Annotated in this window: 17 protein-coding genes, 3 tRNA genes and 3 pseudogenes; 10 read left to right on the top strand and 13 right to left on the bottom strand. The window is 49.2% G+C overall.

The window, feature by feature from the left end; all coding sequences use genetic code 11:
* Window positions 1-34: 34 nt before the first annotated feature.
* On the bottom strand, window positions 35-529 hold the full coding sequence (locus tag ACKWMY_RS11660) for a hypothetical protein (RefSeq protein WP_024528506.1): 495 nt from the start codon (window positions 527-529) through the stop codon (window positions 35-37).
* On the bottom strand, window positions 526-1,359 hold the full coding sequence (locus ACKWMY_RS11655) for a transcriptional regulator (RefSeq protein ID WP_309206501.1): 834 nt from the start codon (window positions 1,357-1,359) through the stop codon (window positions 526-528). The genes ACKWMY_RS11660 and ACKWMY_RS11655 overlap by 4 nt, the downstream gene beginning before the upstream one ends.
* Window positions 1,360-1,917: 558 nt before the next feature.
* Here ACKWMY_RS11655 and ACKWMY_RS11650 point away from each other — a divergent pair.
* The 9 genes and pseudogenes from ACKWMY_RS11650 to ACKWMY_RS11610 form a co-directional block, all read left to right on the top strand.
* Window positions 1,918-2,445 carry a hypothetical protein gene (locus tag ACKWMY_RS11650; RefSeq protein ID WP_409486328.1) on the top strand — a complete coding sequence of 176 codons (528 nt, stop codon included), beginning with the start codon at window positions 1,918-1,920 and terminating at the stop codon, window positions 2,443-2,445.
* Between the two features lie 77 nt (window positions 2,446-2,522).
* Entirely contained in the window at window positions 2,523-4,817 is a 2,295-nt protein-coding gene (locus ACKWMY_RS11645; protein WP_409486327.1) for a TcfC E-set like domain-containing protein, read from the top strand.
* A gap of 25 nt (window positions 4,818-4,842) precedes the next feature.
* On the top strand, window positions 4,843-5,532 hold the full coding sequence (locus ACKWMY_RS11640; protein ID WP_309206500.1) for a pilus assembly protein: 690 nt from the start codon (window positions 4,843-4,845) through the stop codon (window positions 5,530-5,532).
* Complete coding sequence (locus ACKWMY_RS11635; RefSeq protein ID WP_074031300.1) at window positions 5,523-5,996, top strand: hypothetical protein; 474 nt, start codon at window positions 5,523-5,525, stop codon at window positions 5,994-5,996. Before ACKWMY_RS11640 ends, ACKWMY_RS11635 begins: the two co-directional genes overlap by 10 nt.
* Window positions 5,993-6,547, top strand: coding sequence for a hypothetical protein (locus ACKWMY_RS11630; RefSeq protein WP_199063800.1), 555 nt, complete (start codon window positions 5,993-5,995; stop codon window positions 6,545-6,547). Before ACKWMY_RS11635 ends, ACKWMY_RS11630 begins: the two co-directional genes overlap by 4 nt.
* Window positions 6,544-7,224 carry a hypothetical protein gene (locus tag ACKWMY_RS11625; protein ID WP_199063801.1) on the top strand — a complete coding sequence of 227 codons (681 nt, stop codon included), beginning with the start codon at window positions 6,544-6,546 and terminating at the stop codon, window positions 7,222-7,224. Before ACKWMY_RS11630 ends, ACKWMY_RS11625 begins: the two co-directional genes overlap by 4 nt.
* Complete coding sequence (locus ACKWMY_RS11620; protein WP_199063802.1) at window positions 7,221-7,754, top strand: helix-turn-helix domain-containing protein; 534 nt, start codon at window positions 7,221-7,223, stop codon at window positions 7,752-7,754. Before ACKWMY_RS11625 ends, ACKWMY_RS11620 begins: the two co-directional genes overlap by 4 nt.
* A gap of 25 nt (window positions 7,755-7,779) precedes the next feature.
* On the top strand, window positions 7,780-8,766 hold the full coding sequence (locus tag ACKWMY_RS11615; protein ID WP_199063803.1) for a hypothetical protein: 987 nt from the start codon (window positions 7,780-7,782) through the stop codon (window positions 8,764-8,766).
* A gap of 159 nt (window positions 8,767-8,925) precedes the next feature.
* Window positions 8,926-9,140: pseudogene (locus ACKWMY_RS11610) on the top strand (hypothetical protein); the annotation flags it as partial.
* Between the two features lie 63 nt (window positions 9,141-9,203).
* On the opposite strand, the gene ACKWMY_RS11605 reads toward ACKWMY_RS11610, so the two are convergent.
* From ACKWMY_RS11605 to uvrY, 10 genes and pseudogenes are all read right to left on the bottom strand, one after another.
* The gene (locus tag ACKWMY_RS11605) at window positions 9,204-9,443 is read right to left on the bottom strand and encodes a hypothetical protein (RefSeq protein WP_409486326.1); all 240 of its coding nucleotides are present in this window, start codon (window positions 9,441-9,443) and stop codon (window positions 9,204-9,206) included.
* A gap of 131 nt (window positions 9,444-9,574) precedes the next feature.
* The gene (locus tag ACKWMY_RS11600) at window positions 9,575-9,946 is read right to left on the bottom strand and encodes a hypothetical protein (protein ID WP_409486355.1); all 372 of its coding nucleotides are present in this window, start codon (window positions 9,944-9,946) and stop codon (window positions 9,575-9,577) included.
* Window positions 9,947-10,003: 57 nt separating this feature from the next.
* Window positions 10,004-10,206 (bottom strand): annotated as a pseudogene (locus ACKWMY_RS11595) (integrase); the annotation flags it as partial.
* Window positions 10,203-11,447, bottom strand: a pseudogene (locus ACKWMY_RS11590) (tyrosine-type recombinase/integrase). The pseudogenes ACKWMY_RS11590 and ACKWMY_RS11595, both read right to left, overlap by 4 nt.
* 200 nt (window positions 11,448-11,647) lie before the next feature.
* Window positions 11,648-11,733 (bottom strand) — tRNA-Leu (locus tag ACKWMY_RS11585).
* A gap of 10 nt (window positions 11,734-11,743) precedes the next feature.
* A tRNA-Cys gene (locus tag ACKWMY_RS11580) sits at window positions 11,744-11,817 on the bottom strand.
* 59 nt (window positions 11,818-11,876) lie between these two features.
* Window positions 11,877-11,952, bottom strand: a tRNA-Gly gene (locus ACKWMY_RS11575).
* Between the two features lie 144 nt (window positions 11,953-12,096).
* On the bottom strand, window positions 12,097-12,645 hold the full coding sequence (gene pgsA / locus ACKWMY_RS11570; RefSeq protein WP_021804755.1) for a CDP-diacylglycerol--glycerol-3-phosphate 3-phosphatidyltransferase: 549 nt from the start codon (window positions 12,643-12,645) through the stop codon (window positions 12,097-12,099).
* A 56-nt stretch (window positions 12,646-12,701) separates the two neighbouring features.
* Window positions 12,702-14,534, bottom strand: coding sequence for an excinuclease ABC subunit UvrC (gene uvrC / locus ACKWMY_RS11565; protein ID WP_074031293.1), 1,833 nt, complete (start codon window positions 14,532-14,534; stop codon window positions 12,702-12,704).
* Window positions 14,527-15,183, bottom strand: a complete 657-nt coding sequence (gene uvrY, locus ACKWMY_RS11560) for a UvrY/SirA/GacA family response regulator transcription factor (protein WP_024485703.1) — start codon at window positions 15,181-15,183, stop codon at window positions 14,527-14,529. Before uvrY ends, uvrC begins: the two co-directional genes overlap by 8 nt.
* Before the next feature lie 793 nt (window positions 15,184-15,976).
* Here uvrY and ACKWMY_RS11555 point away from each other — a divergent pair.
* Complete coding sequence (locus ACKWMY_RS11555) at window positions 15,977-16,201, top strand: DUF2594 family protein (RefSeq protein ID WP_074031292.1); 225 nt, start codon at window positions 15,977-15,979, stop codon at window positions 16,199-16,201.
* A gap of 370 nt (window positions 16,202-16,571) precedes the next feature.
* Here the strand turns inward: ACKWMY_RS11555 and ACKWMY_RS11550 are convergent, their stop codons facing one another.
* Entirely contained in the window at window positions 16,572-17,000 is a 429-nt protein-coding gene (locus ACKWMY_RS11550) for a universal stress protein (protein WP_021804757.1), read from the bottom strand.
* Window positions 17,001-17,323 lie beyond the last annotated feature (323 nt).

The raw sequence follows: 17,323 nt of genomic DNA, 5'->3' as shown, positions 1-17,323 counted from the left end.
TAAGGCCTGCGATACAGGCCTTAGACTGGCTCCCTCAATCATCCGTCCGTGAGCACACCATGATGGGAGAGTGCATATTTCCAATCATATACGCCTTGTCATTCCAGCGTGAAACACGAAACACCCTCGGTATCTTCCCGCTAATGCACCCCAACAGGTAGGTATTAATCACTCTTTTCGGGGTATTATCACCTTCCTCAATGGCATCATCACTGCGGCGCACATCAAACCAACCTTGCTCAGCATCGAGGGTTCGATAGTGTACGATGACAGTATGCAAGACACGGTGATTCTGCCCCCCTATCGTCAGCATCCCCGTTATACCGATGACACCACTGCCGTTGCTATTAAGCCGCAATGCGTAAGTTCCATTGAAGATCGGTGAATCAGGCTTCTCGTCAAAAATAAGTTTCGCTTGAGAGCGGCAACTCAGTATTGTTTCAGGTTTCTTATTACCGACTTTCCAGTAGCCTATCATTATCGCAATGATGCCACACAGTAGTGCCCAGGTAGGCCAGCGAATTTTCATTTAGGCACCATTGAGTAAAAATAGTAATTGTAACAAAAATCGGTTATTTTTTTATCAAAATTGCAAATAGAGAAGAACGCGCGATTATTACCTTCAAGCGTTTCGCGTAAACCATGTTCATCTTGCACATACATCAATAAAATATCATCAGGCGCGCAATGCTTACTTTGCGACTGTAGAAAGTATTCGGCATAATGCCGATATTTATCTTTTTGGTCGTCATCAAGGGCATAAACAGAATAAGTCCTACATCCTGCTACCTTTGCGACGTAGTGTCGGACTTCATTAGCAGGCTTGGGCCAGTAAAAAACAGACATGGCTGACAATAAACCTAGCAACAGCAGAACACAGATGAACAGGGTACGTTTATTTTCCACCGCAACATGCCGCACGTGTTGCCATCTTTTATACAGTGACAACTCTCTTTGTGGAGTGTTGATTATTTCATTATTAGAAAAATAAACATCTTTCTCTTCATCCCGCAGTAATGTTGCCACTGGCTGACAAACCTTAACATCAACCATTTCCCCTAATTTAAAACCTAACCGATGCACCGCAATAATAGCATCATTAATTCCAAGCTCCTTTAACGACTTCCTTAGGAAGGCAACATTATGATTTAGACTGCTATTCGATGGAGGGTAGCTATTCCTCTCCCAGACTCTATCCAGCAGAACATCTCGATGAATGGGCTCACTCTGCGCTTTAATGATTTCTGCCAACAGACCTGATTGCAATACAGACAGCTTAATAGCAGCGTGGTTTTGGTTTTTATAACGTAACCCTTCATTTTCTTTGAAGATAACGCTGTCATTGAAAATATACTCCATAAATTATCGCTGTAGGCGTTATCGCTCAGCCTATCCTCACCTCAGGTAAAATTTTAATCACTTCGCCATAGCTCCCCCATGTAGTCAACTAGGAGAAGTCTCATGATCGCTTATCACATAACTCCCAAACGAATGCAATTGACAGATGCAAATAAAAAACCATAGAGGGATTTTTATCCATGTTATTCAATGCAATTAAATGCTGCTTTTTCCTGCTCACAGCCATTTGCGCTTCAACATTGTACACAATAGTCATTAAAACTTCAATTATCAAAATAACAGATAAAAACACTTCATTTCACTTCAATTGTGAATGGTTATTCCAATATCAACCTTTGCATGTCTACAATACTCACCATCTGGAACAGTCCTAACTTGCGGATTAACCGGATAAAAAACAAATGACCGCACAGGATACAATCCTGGGGAGTCACTTTGCGTGGTGGTTAAAGAAAAGAATAACTATTCATTTCTACCTCCTAACAGAGTTTTCCCTGAGAGAGAATCCAGTGCAATATCATCTTGATGGATGAGTGAATTTCCACATGGAGAGAGACAATGAAATTTAATCAATACGCACTGATTTTAGGTATGGGCATGTTTTTCTGCGCTGGCGTTGCCAATGCAGTACCAAGCAATCAGGTACCGAAAACCATCCACCTTACTGCAAACATTAACGACGCGCTGTTTGTGTCTAAACCAGACGGTTCAAGTTGGTATGATGTAGAAGAAGTTAAGGCTGTGGATTATAAACAGCAAAAATTTGCTACAACGCTGCCGATCCGCGTATGGAGTAAAAATGAATCCTTTAAATTGACGCTGGCACAGCCGTTGAAAATGAGCAACGGTAATTATGAGATGCCCAATGCTAATATCACCGTAGATACGGGTGCAGGTTCTAAACCCTTGGCCACAGGGACTGCCACAGAAATAAAGCAAACGGAAAAATCAGGTTCTGAATATGATCAGGTTTATAACCTGAACATTAACCTTGACGCCCCTGTTGAAGCTAATGGTTTAAGCACCGGCGGTAATTACAGCGGCGATCTGGTCATGCTGTTTGAACCCGTAGTTACCGGGCCATAAGTTCCGTATGGCCACTTTGTCTAGCGAAGTGGCCTTTAACACTTTTTTATATTTAATTTGCCTGGAATGCATAATTAATGTTCATCAAGGAAAAGAAATGTTCTAAAAAAGGAGAGGTTTATCTGACGCTATGCCGGTCGATATTCCTGACGTTGATTATCACAACTCATGCGCAGGCTAATAACCCATTAAAATTCGTCTATGGTGTTCCAGCCGGTTTTAGCGAATCCGAAATTGATGACACCGCAAAATATGTTGCCACCATTGATGGCCTTACCTTGCCGGATTTTATCAGTTATTCACCACAACTGAATAAGCTCAGTTTTGATCAGGAAAAATATCGCAGCAATGCCGTTACCCCCGAAGTCATCACTAAAATGCAGAAAATATTCGATCAACTGGACTACAAAAAATGCCAGAACGGTTGCGATCTCACGCTGGAGGGTCAATACGTGACGGTGGATAAATTACGGCGTGCCATTACCCTGCGCAGCAGTGAAAGCGACTACATTTTGCCTGCAACCTCATTGGGATTGGTACACAACCAAAACGTGGATATCCGCACCTCCAGCGATCGTTATCGCGCCGCAAATATCAATAGTAATGCCTGGCTGGGCATGCCCTGGCAAAGTTTTGCCTACCTCAACTGGTACAGTAACTACAGCAGCATGCGTGGAGAAAACTCTCACCGTCAGGGCATTTCAACCTACTACCTGCAAAAAAACTTTACCTCTACTTATTTACGTGCAGGCCGGCAGAACAGCATCGACTATAACTCGGGCAGCGTTAGCACCACGCTCTCCCCCAGCTTTGATCAGTTTGTGACCCTCGGCAGCCAATCGAACCTGCGTGTCGGCGGCGACAACGGTGAGCTAGTGCTGTTCTCCGCCGCTGAGGGCAACTACGAGTTCTATCGCGATGGCCGTATGATCCTCAAGCGCCCGGCGGTTCTGGGGCGCAATGCTATCAGCGTTAACGATCTGCCAGGTGGCTACTATTCGGTCGAAGTTCGCTTGGTCGATCGGAACGGCAATATCATCAACCGCGAAAACCACGCCATCAGTAACGTCAATTTTGGCGGTTATCCCGGCTATGTAGCCTGGCATCTGACGGCGGGTAAAGATCTTGGCAACGATGGGCATTTGCTGGAAGGTGGTTTCAGCCGTGATGTGCTGTGGTTTTTCTTCAATGGAACCGTTATCAGAGGTTCACAAGGGAAATGGGCTACCGAAGGGAATATCACACGTCCAGGCACGCTGGGGGATGTCCAGATCGCGCCAACACTTGGAATAATGAGCGGTGAAAAGGGCACTGGGGGTTATCTCAACCTGTCGTTGAACGGTAACACACTGGGCAACCTTTCTTACAGTCGTTATCAGCACAATAACGTTTCTTATTACAGCTATGGCTCATCAAGCAGCGCGCTCTCTTACAGCCGTGGCCTGGGAGGCACGCTGCTCTCGTACAACTACAGCCAATACTCCAGTGGCGAATCGCATCAGGTTGAATCACGCTGGAACTATCGCCCCAATGGCCTGTGGTCAACCTTCTCACTGGGTGTACAAAAAGGGGGATACCGGCAGTCCGGCGGTAACTACGGCATTTTTTTCAATACGACCTGGACGCTGGATCGCGTACAGGGCAGTTTCTCCGCCGCGCGTTCCGGTGGACAAACCCAACTCAGCGGCGACTATCGCCATGCCAGTACCGATACTTTTGGCACTACCACGTTAGGCACCACCATCAGCCGAATTAGCGATACCAATAACGTGAACTTGTATGCCACTCGCGAAGGTAGCCGTGGCGATGTTGCGCTGAATCTGGGCCGTAGCGCGAGCAACAATAACGCCGATCTCAACTACCGCGGCATGGTTGCCGCCAATACCCGAGGGATCGCACTTGGCCGCTACAGCAACAGCGGTACCGCCATGTTGCTCTCTACCCCCAGGCTACAGGGGATGGATTACGGCTTTGAGGTTGAGGGTGCTCCCGTTGGCAGTGGCAGCGTTTACGCCGTGCCTATCAACAGCTATCGGGATATCGCTTTTGCCCGTGTCAATAGTCAGGATCGCGAGCAGGACATCAACGTTGAAGTGCCTGCCAATATCACACGCGCCCATCCAGGCCAGGTCTACGCAGCCAAAGCCAGCGTGGATATTAACCTGCTGTATAACGGATTTTTGCAAGACGCGCAGGGGAACCCGGTGAGTGGAACTGTCCAAGAAACCGGTGACATTGCCTACCCAAATGGCCTGTTCTCCATCGCTAGCAAGCAGCTATTACCCGCCATCGAGGTCGAAAACCAAAACCGTCGTTTTCGCTGCGATCTGAGCAAACCCAATAACAATGTTTACACCTGTTCGGCACTGTAGTGCCAGGCATTGCCCTACCGGAGTCATGATGAAAAAAACACTTTTACTGCTTCCCCTGTTGGCCAGCCTCAATGGCTTGCCTTTAAACGCCAGTGCGGGGCCACAATTGATGGTAACGCCAATCAGCCTCAAGGTTTTTAACCAGCATGAGCAACGCGTCTCGGTGCGTAACACCGGCGATGCCCCGCTCTATCTTTCGATCTCTCTGGCAAAGGTGGATAACCCCGGTGAAGCGCAGGAACACAAAACACTCATCAGCCAACTGCCACATCCAGAACTGATGGCCACACCCAACAAACTGACGCTGGGGCCTAACCAGTCGCGGGATATCCTCCTCACGTCGTTGCAAGAGCCAGCAAGCGAGACTGTGTATCGGCTTTATGTTGTCCCCGTTAAATCCCTGGAATTCAGCGGAGCCACAGACGATAAAATTACTGCCCCGGTGACGCTTTCTATAGGGTATGGCGTATTGATACGCCATCTGCCCGCCCCAGCCAATCAGCGCACTGCGCTGGAGCACCGTTGCGGCGTTAATGAGCTCACCTTGCTCAATAGCGGCAATACTCGTCTACTCCTGCGCCAGGTTAAAGCAACCCCAGCCAGTAATACGGTGACTGACGTATTGGCGCTGTTTCCCGGTACGCCACAGACCTTGAAAATCAGACAGTTTAGCGCCGATCTCGATGGCAAACCGGTTGAAATCACATGTCCCTGATCTTCTGGCGCGGGTTAAGCGTATTGATGGCGCTGCTGCTGGTACACAGCAGCTACGCGGGGGGGTTATTAAGCCTCTCACAGGCTGAGTTGACCGTCCCACTCCAAGGCCGGTTACCCGAACTGGTAGTGGAAAACCGCGGGGACGGGCCACTGTATCTGGAGGTCCGGCAGCAGTTGCTGACCAATCCGGGACTCCAACCCGAAACATTGATTGACGTAGGTCATACCGAGTCTCCCTCATTGCTGGTCATGCCATCGCGTCTGATCCTTGGCCCTGGTCAAAAAAGAACGATGCAGTTACGTGTGCTTTCAGCACCGGCGAAAACCCAGGTATGGCGTATCACATTTCGGCCACAACAACATCTGAGCGTGACCACCGCAGGATCAACGCCTGCAGGCCTGCCTTTGCTGGTCAGCATCGGCTATGGGGTGGTGATTTATCAGACAGGGAGTCAATCATGAAGCAGCGTTGCTCGCTAGCCTGCACACTGTTGCTGGCATCGGCCCTGCTCTCGACAGCCGGTGCCAATGTAGTGATGCTTAAAGGCAAAACGACCAGTCGCGTCAGCGCTACCGTCGTTAAAGCCAATCGACTCATCGTCAATGATGCCAACGGCGGTTGGTATACGCAGGAAATGGAGATGTTCCAGTACGGTGCGGCTAATTCCCCCTATCAAATCGAGTTGCCACTGCGCATCACCTCCAGCAACGGTGTTTTTCAGGTGAGCCTGGATGAGGCATTGATCCTCCGCCAAGCTCAAACGCCAGCACTGCAATTTCAGCCCGCCCAGATCAGCATGGCCAATGTGGGAAACGCAGCGCAAACACTGTCGGTAGGCGCACCGGTGCAGTTCCATAACCCCGCTTCGGCGCAGCCATTGCAGGACACCATGGGGGATTACACCCTCAACATCAGCGCACTGCCACCTGATGGGGATTTCAAAACTACGGCGGGGATTTATCAAGGGGAGCTGAAGCTCACTTTTGAACCTGTTGCCAAGGCGCAGCCATGAAGCCGCATCTTTTATCCTGGTTCCTCGGCCTGAGCTGCGCGCTTCTGCCCGTTGGCGCAATAGAGGCGGCGATCGACATTTCACCGAAACGCATTGAGTTGCGAGGTGACGAACCGCAGACCATCACGGTCAGCAATAATGGCGATCGGATTGAATACGTCACTATCGCAACCGAGTTAGTGACCAACCCAGGCGTTCACTTTTCCCAGGAACAACGTATTCCTCTGGGGCTGGTCCGCCAACCTACGCTGTATGCCTCGCCGTTCAAACTGACCCTCAGCCCGCAGCAGCATAAGGTGATCACCCTGCGGCCATTGAAAAGCGTGGAAAGCGAAACGGTCTATCGTCTCAATGTACGCCCAATAGTGCAGTTGCAGGGCACCTCAGCAGAACGTGCAGCATCGGGCATCGCCGTGAACCTGAGCTTCAGCGCGATCATACGCCAACGACCAGACCGCGAAAAAACCGGGCTTGATATCCAATGCGAACACGAGGGTGCACTCCTCACCGCAACGGGGAATGTCCACGTCACCCTCAAAGGAATACTGACTGACGGCCTCCCGGTTGCAGATCTCAACATCTACCCGGGAACACCGCAGCGCTTGCCGGGCAAACAAATCACCTTACCTGGCTATCGCGGTTGCCTCGCCAGTAAACGCACGGAAAAAGAGTTATGAATATTGCTATCTTCGATCAAAACCATTTCTACGCCAATGGATTGAAAGTGATCATCAATGAGTTTCTTTCGCAAGGCGCTAATATCACCATCAACGAGAGCTCCTTACTGAGCACAGCGCACCTGGTTATCCGCACGCCCGCCCTTTCAAGTTGGGAGGAATGGCAAAGCGCCTTTAACCATCCCCAGACGCTGTATATCTATCATCGCCTATTGCCCGCGGACCCGCTTCGCCGGGATAACGCACTGTATCGCGGTGATCCGTTAGGGATGACGTTAAACACGCTGAAGCAACATTTGCACCGTTGCCCTGATGAAGAAATTCCCCCTCCATCAATAAACCGCACGCTGTCAGATACCGAGATCCAAGTGCTCAAACTGATCAAGAGGGGTTGGTCTGACAGAGTGATTGCAGCTCATTGCCGGCTGCGCACCAAAACCGTCAGTCTGACACGATGCAACGCGATCAAAAAAATGGGGTTACACAATCGCCTTGAGCTTTATCAGTTGCTCAGCAAACTGCATTTCTAATTTGTCGAATCTAACAGGTATTATTATGAAACACCTTCCCATTCTTTTTTCATTGCTGCTTTTTAGCGCCGGTTCAGCCTTTGGTGACAACCTCCCAAGCAAACCCGACAAAGTCGTTTCTGATATCAGTAGCTGCCAAGTGACTAACATCGGCACCAATACCTGGAAAGCGACCTTTTCTGTCAACTGGTTGCCAATGCCGGTTGAAGCACCAGGAGGGGTTAATTGGAGCGTACGTGTCGGGAGGGGGTTGGTGATTTACCTCTATGATAGCAAAGGCAACGCCATCTCTACCTATATTCCTGCAACTGACGTCACTATGAACAGCTATCCCCCAGGAGGTGCTCAGGCCGCTTTTACGAAAGGTAAGGGCTTTCTGTCTTATGGACTCCAAGCATCCAATGGGTGGGGCAACTTTGCCGCCTATTCGACTAGCGTCGAGGTCAATGTAAAACGAACTGACGTGAGCATAATGGCTATATATCCCATGAATGTTTATAATTCAGGTATGGCATACGACCAAGCTGGTGCGGTCTATTTTGCAGCCTCACAGGCAACATCCAAGTGCCAACTGATGACCAACCCCGACACCCGCCCGGTGATCGTGAATCTTACGATGAATGCCCCTGACTGGGACTTAGGCGAGATCGCCACCGGCCAGCAACAGAAAGTCATGACCAACAACGCCGATCGCCTCTGCATCAGTTATCTTTCCACTGAAAGTGCCGGTAAGGATTTTATCGTTAATGCCACTAACGCTAACGGGATGGTGAATAATCGCTTTCTCCTCAAGCACAGCCTGACCCCCACCAATACGCTTCCCTATACCCTGACGCTGGACAGTATGGGCAAACAGATCCTGCTGCCGAATACTGACAATTCCAGCATCAGGTTTGAAGACAGCGGCAACCAAACCTGCTTTACACCCACGTTTGATCTGTATGGCAGTGACGACCAGGAGTTAGGCGACTACACCGACGTAATCACCTACGAGATCGTGGCCAAAAGTTAAACTATTCGACCTTCGTCAATATTTAGGCATACAAGTATGGTAAACCATAAGACACCGGAGTCTCGGTATTCTGGCGGGTAGACAAAGATGCAGATTATAGCGTACTTAAATTATGTTGCTTTGGAAAATACAGATGTATATTCAGCCGTACATCATCCAATGGTGCGCAACATTCTGAAATACGCGTCGTGGAAGAACTATATAGCCGTCACCAGCGTGCTGAAACTGTGTATCAGGCTCCGACCGATGACTCGGCGTGAAAAGTTATTTATCTGGAGATAAAGGATGCTTCAAAAATGGAGTGCATCGTTCCAGAACTGGCGATGATCCATTTTATTATTGAGTTTGGTGACCGCCTGAGCGGTCACCTTTAAAATAGGTTGGCAGTTACACAGAATTATGGATGGGCTCCTTATAACTCTGTATTAGTTACATTTTTACCAGAAAAAGAATTTAAAGGTTTTTTTGCTGAAAACTGCTAGTACTTCTAAGGATCTTTCAGCGATCAAACCTAAACCACTTCCTACGTTAGCGCCAGCGATAGTGACCTTTTGGTCATTGTTGCCAATGACCAAACCAAGTAACATACCCACCCCGGCACCAATATACTCACTTGCGTCAGCAATCACACCACAACCACTGACCAACTCTACTTCTAAAGTTTGTAACTCTCTCATTAGCTTTATATCCATAAATTAACAGCAAAAATACTGTGGTGGATTTATAACATCTTGTCAGGCCCTATCATATAGACTTTCTACGATTATTCATAAAAACAGTTTGCATTATGGAGATCCTCTTGTGCATGTTAGGCCAAACACGTTTTCTTGGGGAAGTACTGCCGAATAAGATCGTTAGTGTTTTCGTTAGTACCCATCGGATCGTTATCAGTTTTCAGACCATAGTTAAATGCCGCCATCAGATAGGAACGAACCCGGTTTGCGTGAACAACAGCATCACGCTGGATAATACCTGAGAGGATGGTTTTGATCTGCAGAAGCGTCACGCCCTTCGCTTTGGTATCACGAGGAATAACCGAGTAGCACTCTCCCTCCATGCGCTTCAATACATCAGCCCACGTCCGCTTGTTGTCGAGCTTCATCTTATTGACGTAACCATGCACCAGTTCTTCAAACGATCCCTGAGAACGATGTAGCTGCATGATGTGCTGTTCGGCCAAGCGTTGTTGCTCAAGCTCTTGCTGGGGTTCTTTTCCTTCAACAAGCCAGGCACCATACTACCCTACCTGCTCCAGGCTCTTCATGTAATCCGCATACCACTGCATCATATCCCGCCTGCCGTCCAGATAATGCGCATGGTTGTAAGCTCCACGAATAGCATTCTATCCACATGAACAAACTGCGTCTCAATCCAAGCCCAGTTATATCCTTACTCAAACAGGATGGCACTTATGGCGTGGCGGAAACCATGGTCGGTCACCGCCCAAGCTTGGAATAATCAAACGGACTAACTGCCCTCACCCGGTTCGCATCCAGAAAATCTGCCCACCACTGCAGCATCAGTCTGCACTCATGCCTTATGGATATACACCGCACGAACACCATTACGTTCTTGGTGACTCATTTGGCGTTCCACCGCATCCCTCGATCACAACCCCGACTCGATCAGTGAACTACAGGCCATGGTGCGAAAGCCGTGACCGCAAACCTCGGTCTTAGTGTCATAGCCCATGGTTTGCAGCGCCTTGTTCACCGTCCCTTCACTCAGCGGTTTTCGCGATGAATGGTCACCAATAAAGATCAACTCACAGTGGCCACTCACTTCCCGAATATTTTTGAAGATTTCCAATGCCTGACGGCTGAGCGGAACAAGATGAGGTGTATGCATTTTTGATCCCCGTTCAGAAAACTTCACTCCAGGGATCGGAGTTCGCTCTGCAGGTATCGTCCATAATGCGCGCTTGAAATCGATCTCCGGCCAGCGGGCAAAACGCAACTCGCTAGAACGCACAAACAGAAGCAGCGAAAGATTGATGGCCCATTGGGTGAACAACCTTCCTTTATATACATCAACCCGGCCAAGAAGCTCATGAAGCCGTTCAAGCTCCAAAGCTGGGCGATGCTCTACTTTGCCAGGCATAAGCGCCACAGCCATATCCTGAGCCGGATTGTAATTAATCAGCCCATTCTGTACGGCATAGGTCATTATCGCGGTAACTCGCTGTTTTAGACGTTTGGCAACCTCTAAACGTCCTGAACGTTCGACGCTTTTGATCGGTGCCAACAGATCACGGGTCTTCAGATCTGCTATGTGCGTATTACCAATAGAAGGGAAAATTTCGTCAGCCAAATTTTTCAGGATACGTTCAGCATGCAAAGCCGACCACTTCTTGTTATCGGCATGCCAGGCACGGGCTACTGCCTCGAAGGTTTTCTCATCGTCCTGCAGTTTGGTTTTGATCGCTTTCTTGTGTTCTCGCGGATCGGTGCCAGCGGCAACCAGCTTCCTGGCTTCATCACGTTTCTGACGGGCTTCTGAAAGGGAGACTTCTGGGTAGACACCAAGTGCCATGAGGTGTTGCTTTCCGCCAAAACGAAATCGCAACCGCCAGTACTTGGAACCATGGGACGGACCAACAGAAACATCCCGTCTCCGTCGGTTAATGAATACTCTTTGTCTTCGGGTTTTGCCGAACGCACCTTGATATCTGTCAGGGCCATATCCATGTCCTCGCATGTGCTTGCGGTGAGTATACAGAGAATCATATAAACAACGTATATACTCAAATGTATACTTGCAAGCAGCTTGATGTAGGTTGAATTGCGTTGACTTACGGAGAGTAAAAAAGGAAGGAAAGTGTGTGATACCGTTGGTTTTAGACAAAAAAATAGACGTCGGTTGACGTCTATTGATTTCGAGATGGTACCCGGGGCGGGACTTGAACCCGCACAGCCATAAGCCGAGGGATTTTAAATCCCTTGTGTCTACCGATTTCACCACCCGGGCTCGGGAAAATTGGAGGCGCGTTCCGGAGTCGAACCGGACTAGACGGATTTGCAATCCGCTACATAACCGCTTTGTTAACGCGCCTTAATTCTGTTTGCCTTTGCAGGCTAAAGCTCGTAATTAATCACCAGCTTTACTAAATTTGGAGCGGGAAACGAGACTCGAACTCGCGACCCCGACCTTGGCAAGGTCGTGCTCTACCAACTGAGCTATTCCCGCATTAATCAGAACTTGCTGATTTTTTTAACTCTTTTGGCAACTCACCGCTGCCGTCTGATGCGATGCATTCTACTTATCTGGCGTGGTGAGTCAATAAAATTGTTGTCTCACCAGGTTCGTTTGCCGATTTTTACATCGCTTCGATCAAGGTTCCAGCAAATCGCGGCGTGCCGCGTTCAAATATTGGAACATCGACCAGAAGGTCAGCACGGCGGCGATGTACAGCAAGCCGAACGACAGATACTCCACCGTAGGCTCTGGCCGCCACAACAGGCCAACCAATGACATCATCTGCGCCATGGTTTTCACCTTGCCAATCCACGAAACCGCCACACTGCTGCGCTTGCCGATTTCCGCCATCCATTCGCGTAACGACGAGATTATGATCTCGCGGGCGATCATGGTTGCCGCAGGCAGAGTGATCCACCAGGTGTGATAATGCTCCGCTACCAGCACCAGGGCCACCGCCACCATCACCTTATCGGCAACCGGATCGAGGAACGCACCAAAGCGGGTTGTCTGCTTCCAGCGACGGGCTAAAAAGCCGTCAAACCAATCGGTTACAGCAGCAAACACGAAAATGACCGCACAGAGCATCGGAGCCCAGACGAACGGCAGGTAAAACGCCAGTACGAAGAATGGGATCAAAACTACGCGGAACAGGGTAAGCCAAGTCGGTATATTCAATTGCATAATGCTGGTAACTATCTGGCTGGAGTGGAAATTAAGAGTATGTTGCTACATTGCCCTCAGTGTTTCAATGCATTGTAGATCTTTTCTGCCAATGCTTGTGAAATACCCGGCACTTTTGCAATTTCCTCAACGCTGGCGTTCAATAATGGTTGAAGTCCACCCATATACTTCAACAGCACCTGACGCCGTTTTGGCCCAACGCCGTCGATCAGTTCCAAAGCGCTGGTGTTTTTGACTTTCGCCCGTTTCTGGCGATGGCCGGTGATCGCATGGTTGTGTGAGTCATCACGAATATGCTGGATCACGTGCAGTGCCGGCGAGTCCGAAGGTAGCGAAATCCCCTCCCCCTCAGGGACGAAGAACAACGTCTCCAACCCGGCTTTACGATCGCTGCCTTTGGCAATACCGATCAGCAACGGTTTGTGCTTGTCCCAGGTCACGTTCAGCGAATTGAACACGTCAATCGCCATACCCAGTTGCCCTTTCCCGCCATCAATAAAGATGACGTCAGGGATTTTGCTCTCTTCGAGAGCTTTACCATAGCGCCGTTTCAGCACTTGCGCCATCGCGGCATAGTCATCACCCGGCGTGATACCGGTAATATTGTAGCGCCGATACTCCGAGCGCAACGGGCCGTTACTGTCGAACACCACGCAGGAAGCAACGGTCTGCTCCCCCATCGTGTGGCTGATATCGAAACACTCCATCCGGTTTATTTCGGTCAGGTTCAGCGTTTTCGCCAGTTCCGCCAGCCGCTGATGGATAGTCGATTGCTGAGAAAGTTTGGTGACCAGCGCCGTCGAAGCGTTGGTACGCGCCAGCTTCAAGTAACGGGCACGGTCGCCACGCGGCTTGCTCTGGATCTGGATCTTGCGGCCAGCCAGTTCGCTTAGCGAGCTAGCCAGCAGATCTTTTTCCGGTAACGTAAAGTCCAGCAGGATCTCTGCTGGCAAGGTGCGCGCCTGGCTGCCTTGTAAATAGAACTGGCCCACAAAGGTTTGCACCACTTCACTCAGTTCTGTACCACCCGGTACTTTCGGGAAGTAGCTGCGGCTGCCTAACACCTTGCCCTGGCGAATAAACAGCACGTGTACGCAGGCCATACCCGCATCGAAAGCCACGCCGATCACGTCCAGATCGTCGCTGTCTCCTGAGACAAACTGCTTTTCCGTTACTCGCCGTACCGCCTGGATCTGATCGCGGATACGCGCAGCTTCTTCAAAATTGAGTAGTTTGCTGGCGTTTTCCATCCGCTCAATCAACTGGTGCAATACCTGCTGATCCTTACCGGACAAAAACAGGCGCACATAGTCTACTTGCTGGCGATAATCTTCCTCACTCACCAAACCGGCAACGCATGGCCCCAGACAACGGCCAATCTGATACTGCAGGCAAGGACGTGAGCGATTGCGGTAGACGCTGTTATCGCATTGACGCACGGGGAACAGTTTTTGCAGCAGCGCCAGCGTTTCACGCACGGCGTAAGAATTGGGGAACGGGCCAAAGTATTCGCCTTTGGCATGCTTGGCACCACGGTGTACCGTCAGCCTTGGGTGGCTATCGGCACTCAAAAAAATCAGCGGATAGGATTTATCGTCGCGCAACAGAACATTATATCGGGGTTGATACAGCTTGATATAATTATGTTCCAGCAGTAACGCCTCGGTTTCCGTATGAGTAACGGTAACGTCAATTTGCGCGATATTTTTGACCAGCGTTTCCGTCTTACGGCTACTGACCTGAGTGCGGAAATAGCTCGCGAGACGTTTTTTCAGGTCCTTGGCTTTACCCACATAGATCACCGTCCCCGTCAGATCATACATGCGATAAACGCCAGGCTGACTGGTTACGGTTTTAAGAAATGCCGGTGCATCAAAACGATCATTCACTGCTTAACAATGTCTCCGCGTTGAACAGCCCGTGTCTGATCGCCAGATGGGTCAATTCAACATCCCCGCTGATATTCAGCTTGGTGAACATACGATAACGATAACTATTCACTGTTTTAGGGCTGAGATTCAGCTGTTCTGAGATCTCATTCACTTTCTTCCCTTTAGTGATCATCAACATAATTTGTAATTCACGCTCAGACAAGGTGCTGAACGGGTTTTCCGCCTGCGGCTCCAACTGGCTTAATGCCATTTGCTGGGCGATGTCCGAAGCGATGTAACGCTGGCCGGCATGTACCGAACGGATCGCGTTAATCACCTCTTGCGGTGCTGCGCCTTTGCTCAGATAGCCAGCCGCGCCCGCTTGCATCACCTTGGCAGGCAACGGGTTCTCAGTATGAATAGTCAACATGATGACCTTGATATCGGGCGTGTAACGTACAATCTTACGGGTGGCTTCCAGCCCCCCAATACCCGGCATATTCATATCCATCAGAACGATATCGACAGAGTTGCCGCGGCACCATTTTACGGCGTCTTCACCGCATTGTGCTTCGCCAACAACTTTAATGCCTTTGATATCTTCAAGAATGCGTCGTATCCCTGCGCGCACCAGTTCGTGGTCATCAACAAGAAGAACGCTAATCAAGGAAAATTCTCCAAAATAAGGGAGTAACGCAATCAATCAGCCTCTGTCATCTAAACAGATATTACTTGGTTTTCAGCAAAGAATGAATACAGATTAATACTTACTCTCGGTTAACTATGGCCAGGTTTGTCGACCCCTGCGCCACCTTTGTTACGATTAAACCACTGGCTAGCGGATAAAAAACCATCAAGCCTATTAGGCTCAATACATTATCACCATGATACGCCATTTTACGCCATCTGGCGGGAAAATTAATCGCTGTTTTCACAAAACCAGATAATAACCACCCCACCAATTATCACCCGTAACTATATGAATCACAAAAAAATAACAAAATTATGCCATTTTTAATCACGTACAAACCGCTATAGGGAAACCCTTATTCAGAATACATAACCGCTGTGGACGGCGAAAAAGGTGACATTTCAAGAGAAAATAACCGACCTAAATGTCAATAGCTTGCAGATGAAATAGTTATTCATCACGTCGAATTAAGCCAGTATTACTTTATAAAATCCACGCAGTCTGAAAGCACGCACCCCATCACTAACTATAAATGAGTATGTGAAGGAATTACACCACTAACGGAAAAAATGCCCTGCCAACCAGCCCTCACGGGCATCGTGCCCCCGCCACCCGGCCACACGCGATACGAACTGCCAATGCTGTGATATACTCCGCGCCCTAAATGAGGCACGGGGTCTGCCTGGGTGAGTCGGCAGCCGGTTGTTGTGCATCAAACCACATTTTCACATTTCACTTCAGGCTTACGCCTTAAAATTCAGGAGATAAAATGAGCAACGTTGACTTCACTACGTCTGCAGACCCACAAGCGCTGGCCACCGAAGTTGCCTGCCTAAAAGCGACTTTGACGTTGATATTAAAGGCCATTGGCCAGGCTGATGCCGGTAAAGTGATCATCAATCTGGAACGCTTTGCCGCTCAGGTGGATGACCCGGATCAGGCTGAAATCTTCAAGAACAGTATTCAGCAGATCAAGCACGCCTACCGCCAATAATCCGTGCACTATCAGGCCCCCCGCTTGGGGTCTGATAACGGCTTGGCGGTGTATTTTAGCCCCCCTCAGCGGTTGAATGATAAGTTTCGTAACAGAATATTTTCTATCATTGTCTTAATCAAGATCTACCCCCTCCTATTAATCAATAGTTAAAAAACAACAATAGGATTAGTCCCATTTAAACATTAATAATGTTGTGGGATTTTTATTACCCCATTATTGTTCGTGATGCGAATAAATAGCCCTATAGACTAGGAATTAACTCATCTTTCGCACAGTATCTGCACGGGCATGCTGGCAAGCGCCGTTTTCTTTGGGGGTAATTGGCCCGCAAGGCGCGGGCCGGGTTTGATGAAGGCTAACCAGTGAATTATCGGACTACCATCACCGAGATCTTGGCGTGGCGTACAATGGCGGCCGCATTCGAGCCGAGCAGGTAAGTTTTGACACTAGGACGGCGGGAGCCAATCACGATCAGATCGGCTGAGATTTCCTCAGCAAGTTGTAACACCTCGTCACGTGGCGAACCGAAGCTGATGGTATAAGACAGACGCTCCAACGGCAGGTCGATCTTCGCCATGAGTTTCTTCAACCCCTCCACCGCCTTCACTTCAGCCTGATTTTCAAACTCTTTGATGCCAAACGAATAGGCGGTCACAAACGCCGAAGCATCCGGCAAGGCATGGAAGAAATGCACCTTGGCCCCAGACATCTTGGCCAGATACTCCACGTGTTCGAGCGCATGTTCAGTCAATACGTCTTCTGCAAGATCTACCGGTACTAAAATGGTCTTGTACATATTCAATCCCCTCTCTGTATTACCGTGATGAACACAGCTTACCGCTGGCCAATGGGAGCTTGTACCTATTTATGATGCTTTTGTGATCAGCAGGTGTAGCTGGTGGCTTCTCGACCTTTTGGCCACAGTGACTCAACCAATGATTTATACTTTTGTGATTTGAACCGCAAAACTAACCAAATGTGCGCTGCACGCTCGGCGATCCTCTGCCAAGCCGCGCCAGCTGCAGCAATAAACTGATTAGAACTCAACTGCTCCCCGCGCAACACCCGCTATTAACGCCCCTCAAGCACCGGCAGGCATCTGGATTAGTTTAATCGCCT

The sequence above is a fragment of the Serratia sp. J2 genome (assembly GCF_046269175.1).
GTDB lineage: Bacteria > Pseudomonadota > Gammaproteobacteria > Enterobacterales > Enterobacteriaceae > Chania > Chania fonticola_C.
Note: the sequence above shows the minus strand (reverse complement) of the source record. Positions and strands in the feature narration are given on the sequence as shown.

Excerpts from the sequence above, each read along its gene's own strand:
- ACKWMY_RS11605 (WP_409486326.1), bottom strand. The coding sequence starts at position 9,443 with ATGAGAGAGTTACAAACTTTAGAAGTAGAGTTGGTCAGTGGTTGTGGT.
- ACKWMY_RS11640 (WP_309206500.1), top strand. The coding sequence starts at position 4,843 with ATGATGAAAAAAACACTTTTACTGCTTCCCCTGTTGGCCAGCCTCAAT.
- ACKWMY_RS11625 (WP_199063801.1), top strand. The coding sequence starts at position 6,544 with ATGAAGCCGCATCTTTTATCCTGGTTCCTCGGCCTGAGCTGCGCGCTT.
- ACKWMY_RS11630 (WP_199063800.1), top strand. The coding sequence starts at position 5,993 with ATGAAGCAGCGTTGCTCGCTAGCCTGCACACTGTTGCTGGCATCGGCC.
- pgsA (WP_021804755.1), bottom strand. The coding sequence starts at position 12,645 with ATGCAATTGAATATACCGACTTGGCTTACCCTGTTCCGCGTAGTTTTG.
- ACKWMY_RS11620 (WP_199063802.1), top strand. The coding sequence starts at position 7,221 with ATGAATATTGCTATCTTCGATCAAAACCATTTCTACGCCAATGGATTG.
- ACKWMY_RS11650 (WP_409486328.1), top strand. The coding sequence starts at position 1,918 with ATGAAATTTAATCAATACGCACTGATTTTAGGTATGGGCATGTTTTTC.
- ACKWMY_RS11615 (WP_199063803.1), top strand. The coding sequence starts at position 7,780 with ATGAAACACCTTCCCATTCTTTTTTCATTGCTGCTTTTTAGCGCCGGT.
- ACKWMY_RS11635 (WP_074031300.1), top strand. The coding sequence starts at position 5,523 with ATGTCCCTGATCTTCTGGCGCGGGTTAAGCGTATTGATGGCGCTGCTG.
- ACKWMY_RS11555 (WP_074031292.1), top strand. The coding sequence starts at position 15,977 with ATGAGCAACGTTGACTTCACTACGTCTGCAGACCCACAAGCGCTGGCC.
- ACKWMY_RS11645 (WP_409486327.1), top strand. The coding sequence starts at position 2,523 with ATGTTCATCAAGGAAAAGAAATGTTCTAAAAAAGGAGAGGTTTATCTG.
- ACKWMY_RS11655 (WP_309206501.1), bottom strand. The coding sequence starts at position 1,359 with ATGGAGTATATTTTCAATGACAGCGTTATCTTCAAAGAAAATGAAGGG.
- ACKWMY_RS11660 (WP_024528506.1), bottom strand. The coding sequence starts at position 529 with ATGAAAATTCGCTGGCCTACCTGGGCACTACTGTGTGGCATCATTGCG.
- ACKWMY_RS11550 (WP_021804757.1), bottom strand. The coding sequence starts at position 17,000 with ATGTACAAGACCATTTTAGTACCGGTAGATCTTGCAGAAGACGTATTG.